This window comes from Deltaproteobacteria bacterium, from assembly GCA_016210005.1.
Lineage (GTDB): Bacteria > Desulfobacterota > Binatia > HRBIN30 > JACQVA1 > JACQVA1.
On record JACQVA010000164.1, the window covers coordinates 1 to 3,632 of the forward strand.

Consider the following 3,632-nt stretch of genomic DNA (forward strand, 5'->3'; position numbering starts at 1 on the left):
GTACACGCAGGTCCGCCACGTTCGCCGCCTTCGGGCTATCAGGTGTGGCCGTGCAAGCGCGGTGCGTGCTATGCGTGCTATGTAAGAAGCATGAAGAGCGCCACGGTGAAGGCGATCATCCCGCCGGACCATCGGTTGGTCGTCGAGCTGCCACCAGAACTACCCGCTGGTCCCGCGGAAGTCGTCGTGCGCGTTCTCGATACCGCGGCGGAGAAGAGTGGACCAGGGGACGAGCTACTTGCCTCTGGCCTGTTCGGCATCTGGAAGGATCGAAGCGACATTGACGACAGCGTTGAGTTTGCCCGGCTAATCCGACAGCGAGCCGAACGGCGTCATGGCTGACATCTCGCTGCTGCTCGATACCGACGCCTTGATCGAGTCTTTCCGCGGCAGCCCTCAGGCCGCCACGTGGCTGGGCGGACATGGCAAGAGCGTCATCGGCATTCCTGTGATCGTCTGGATGGAGCTGCTGCAAGGTGCCCGCGATCGGATGGAGCAAGAGCAGATCGAGCAGCGGCTCGCGATCCTGCCCGTCGAACACATCTGCACCGACGACTCGCGTCATGCGGCAAGTCGGTTTGCCGCGTACCGGCTCAGCCACGGCATCGGCATGCTGGACTGTCTGATCGCCGCGGCTGCGCTCCGCACCGCGGTGCCGAACCTCAGTCACTTCGCACCAATCCACGGCATCGATGCGCGCCGGCCGTACGCGCGGACGGCCACATGGAGGGCGAAGTAATGGCCCGAGCCGAACGCCGAATCGTGGAGCGTGCGGATCGTCAACGAGCCGGACGAAAGGCACTTCGAGGCCGACCTGAAAACCCGCAAGAGGAGAGCGAATGAATAGCGCAGAGCTATGCCCGTTGCGTGGCGGACGGCTCGCTGAGGGCACCACCACCTTCACTGCTGATTTCGGCGACGCGGTCGTGGTCGCGCGGCACGTGCCGGCGCGAGTCTGTAGCCAGTGCGGCGAGGCCTGGGGCGACGACGCCCACGCCGCGCGCTTGGAGGCACAGCTCCAACAAGCCAAGGCCTCCGGCAAGCCGGTGGAGGTCATCGATCTGGCCGCGTAGTGCGAAGGCGAGGCTTCCCCCATGGAGGTTCGCCGCTCGGCGGCTTGGCGCCTGTGCGCGAGAACCATTCTCGGTTTGCGGCTAATGATCCGCGCGCCGAAGCTGGTCAGCAAACGCATTCGCCTATCCTGACCGGCACTCATCCCTCACCCAACCAGGGCACCCGCAAGGCTTGCCCATCTTCCCTTGCAGCCAACTCGGCCAGGTTCGGCCCAACGTCCCCTTTGCTCTCCGCGAGCAGAGCCACTGGACGGCCGTGGAAGATCCGAGTAGAGTCGTCGCAGGTTGACGGAGAGCAATGGCAAAGCGAGAGACCGGCGCTGAACTTCGGCCGCTGACCGACTTACAGTCGTGCCCTCTCGAAATCGTGCGCCAGGCACGCCGCACGGGCAGGCCGGTCCTGCTAACTCGGCGCGGCCGCGGCGTAGCAGTAATGGTCTCGGCCGACCGCTTTGCGGAACTGGAGAAGGCGGCGGAGCAACTGCGACTCCAGCGCGCCGTTGAGCAAGCCGAGCACGAGATCGCTGCCGGCGAGTACGTTCCCCATCGGGCCGTCGCGCGCCAGCTGCGGGGTTGGGCCCGCGGTGGCGCGTAAGCAAATCGTTCGCTGGGCACCTCTCGCCGCTGCCGATCTGGAACAGACGCACGCATATCTCCACGAGCGCAATCCGGCCGCGGCACAGCGCTTCGCTCAGCGGATCATCGAGGCCGTCGAGCGGCTGCGTGCCCATCCGGAGATGGGACCGATAGCCACCGATCTGTTGCCGAAAAACCGGTACCGACACTGGATCTGCGGGCATCATCGCATCATCTACCGAGTCGAAGGGCTGATCCTGTGGATCCTGCGCGTCTGGGATGCCCGGCAGAGCCCGCGCCGACTGCGGGTCGAGCGTTAAAGCTAGCCACGATCCGGCACTCATCAGCTCATACGCAAGGCGTCCCCGTCGTCCCCGGCGCCCAAGTCGGCCAAGGTCGGCCAGCGTACCCCCGTTGTTTGTCCCGCTGCCCTCGAACATCCTCGCCGTTTCTAGAAACCGCGCGGCCCTGAGTAACTTGTTTCGACTGCTGGTTCGCGCCCACGCGCGCCAAGGACGGCTTCAACTTGCACCAGGCGCGCAGCGAGCACCTCGATCCGCTGGGCCTGCTCCTTTATCTGACGCGCCTGTTCAGTCAGCCGTGTTTGTTGCTCTTCGAGCTGCTGGCGTTGCCTCCCGATCTGTCGAGCTTCCTTTTGCACCTCGTTCAACAGCATGGGGACCAACAGGTGATACCGCACGGTTTCCGGTTCTCCGGCGGTGTCATACACAACAAGGTCCGGGATAACACCCGCCACCTCTTCTGCGATCAGCCCGTACTGTCGTGTCCTGGATGGGTCGAGTTCTGCCTTGTACCGGAAGATCACTGGCCGGAGTCGCATCAGCCCCTGACTCGCGTCACCCATGTCCTCGATGTCGCGCTTGAGATTCCGTGAGGAAGAGATAGTACCTAGCTGACCGTTACCGTCAATGAGTACAGCAACACCATTTCCCAGCGCTGTGGTCACGCCACGGATCCCGGCCGCGAAAAACGTGGTGTGCGTTCCCTGCTGGCCAATCCTGATGACACCCGAGTCGCCGTCTATGCCTCCGTGTCCAATATCGATATTGCTGTCGCCTACGGTGCGGTTATTGCCGGCACCGGAGCCGACCGCAATATTGCCGCTGCCCGTCGTGTTGGCGACGAGTGCCATCACGCCGATCGCAGTATTGAGCGTCCCGCTGGTATTATGCCTCATGGCATCTCGGCCAATGGCCGTATTCGAAATGCCAGCAGTGTTATCGACAAACGCGTTCTCTCCGAGGGCTGTATTGCTGATCCCCGTCATCGCGAAGTTACCCGCGCCCGCGCCAACGAATGTATTGGCTGAACCGAAATTGTGAACGAACCGAACGCCTCCCTTGAGAATGTTGCCGACCGTCGCGGTGGAGTTCGGTAGATCAATGTTGGCCGCGCCAGTGATCGCGTACCCAGCGCTTGCAATCCGATGCCTCGGCGCGAGCACCTCACCGTCTACCATCACCTGCAGAAACCGCAGCGGCCCCGATGCATCCGACGGCCCGCCCTGGAATAAACCCGCGGGCAGCGCCGTCACGCTGCCGAGCAGCACGTTGAAGACGCCGTTGGTCACTGTCACGCTCTGCGTCTCGCCCCACGGCGAGCCGGTCGGCAGTTGATTGCCGCCGGTCTCGGCATCGTACATGGCGAACTGCATCGTGAACGTGCCGTTCTTCGGATTGCCGCTCGGGTCGGTCAGACGGCCCTGGTAGTTGAGCAGGTTCGGGACATCGGCCGCGACGGAGCGCGCCAGCAACGCGACGGCAACTGCAATGATCCACGTGGGTGTTCTTTTCATCGTCTCACCTCCTGTTCAAAGTCCAAGGTCCAAAGTCCAAAGCCTGCCCTGAACTACTATGGCCGAAAGTCTGCGCGCGGCGCACAGATTTCGGAGCCGCAGGAGCGGTTCGGGATGCACGTCCCCGCCCCCCTCCTGGATGCCGGCTAGAGGACTGCCGGCATGAC

6 protein-coding genes are annotated in these 3,632 nt (G+C 63.5%); 5 read left to right on the forward strand and 1 reads right to left on the reverse strand.

Features of this window, described 5'->3' with window-relative positions; genetic code table 11:
* Positions 1–90: 90 nt before the first annotated feature.
* From HY699_15940 to HY699_15960, 5 genes are all read left to right on the forward strand, one after another.
* Positions 91–342, forward strand: a complete 252-nt coding sequence (locus HY699_15940; protein MBI4517297.1) for a hypothetical protein — start codon at positions 91–93, stop codon at positions 340–342.
* Entirely contained in the window at positions 335–739 is a 405-nt protein-coding gene (locus HY699_15945) for a PIN domain-containing protein (GenBank protein ID MBI4517298.1), read from the forward strand. The genes HY699_15940 and HY699_15945 overlap by 8 nt, the downstream gene beginning before the upstream one ends.
* Positions 740–839: 100 nt before the next feature.
* Positions 840–1,073, forward strand: coding sequence for a type II toxin-antitoxin system MqsA family antitoxin (locus HY699_15950; GenBank protein MBI4517299.1), 234 nt, complete (start codon positions 840–842; stop codon positions 1,071–1,073).
* A 298-nt stretch (positions 1,074–1,371) separates the two neighbouring features.
* On the forward strand, positions 1,372–1,668 hold the full coding sequence (locus tag HY699_15955) for a type II toxin-antitoxin system Phd/YefM family antitoxin (protein MBI4517300.1): 297 nt from the start codon (positions 1,372–1,374) through the stop codon (positions 1,666–1,668).
* Positions 1,658–1,969 (forward strand): type II toxin-antitoxin system RelE/ParE family toxin, encoded by a 312-nt coding sequence (locus tag HY699_15960; GenBank protein MBI4517301.1) that lies wholly within the window; start codon positions 1,658–1,660, stop codon positions 1,967–1,969. The genes HY699_15955 and HY699_15960 overlap by 11 nt, the downstream gene beginning before the upstream one ends.
* 131 nt (positions 1,970–2,100) lie before the next feature.
* On the opposite strand, the gene HY699_15965 is transcribed toward HY699_15960, so the two are convergent.
* Positions 2,101–3,465 (reverse strand): tail fiber domain-containing protein, encoded by a 1,365-nt coding sequence (locus HY699_15965; protein MBI4517302.1) that lies wholly within the window; start codon positions 3,463–3,465, stop codon positions 2,101–2,103.
* Between the last annotated feature and the right edge of the window lie 167 nt (positions 3,466–3,632).

Coding starts and splice junctions, on each gene's coding strand:
- HY699_15965 (MBI4517302.1), bottom strand. CDS start 3,465: ATGAAAAGAACACCCACGTGGATCATTGCAGTTGCCGTCGCGTTGCTG.
- HY699_15945 (MBI4517298.1), top strand. CDS start 335: ATGGCTGACATCTCGCTGCTGCTCGATACCGACGCCTTGATCGAGTCT.
- HY699_15955 (MBI4517300.1), top strand. CDS start 1,372: ATGGCAAAGCGAGAGACCGGCGCTGAACTTCGGCCGCTGACCGACTTA.
- HY699_15940 (MBI4517297.1), top strand. CDS start 91: ATGAAGAGCGCCACGGTGAAGGCGATCATCCCGCCGGACCATCGGTTG.
- HY699_15950 (MBI4517299.1), top strand. CDS start 840: ATGAATAGCGCAGAGCTATGCCCGTTGCGTGGCGGACGGCTCGCTGAG.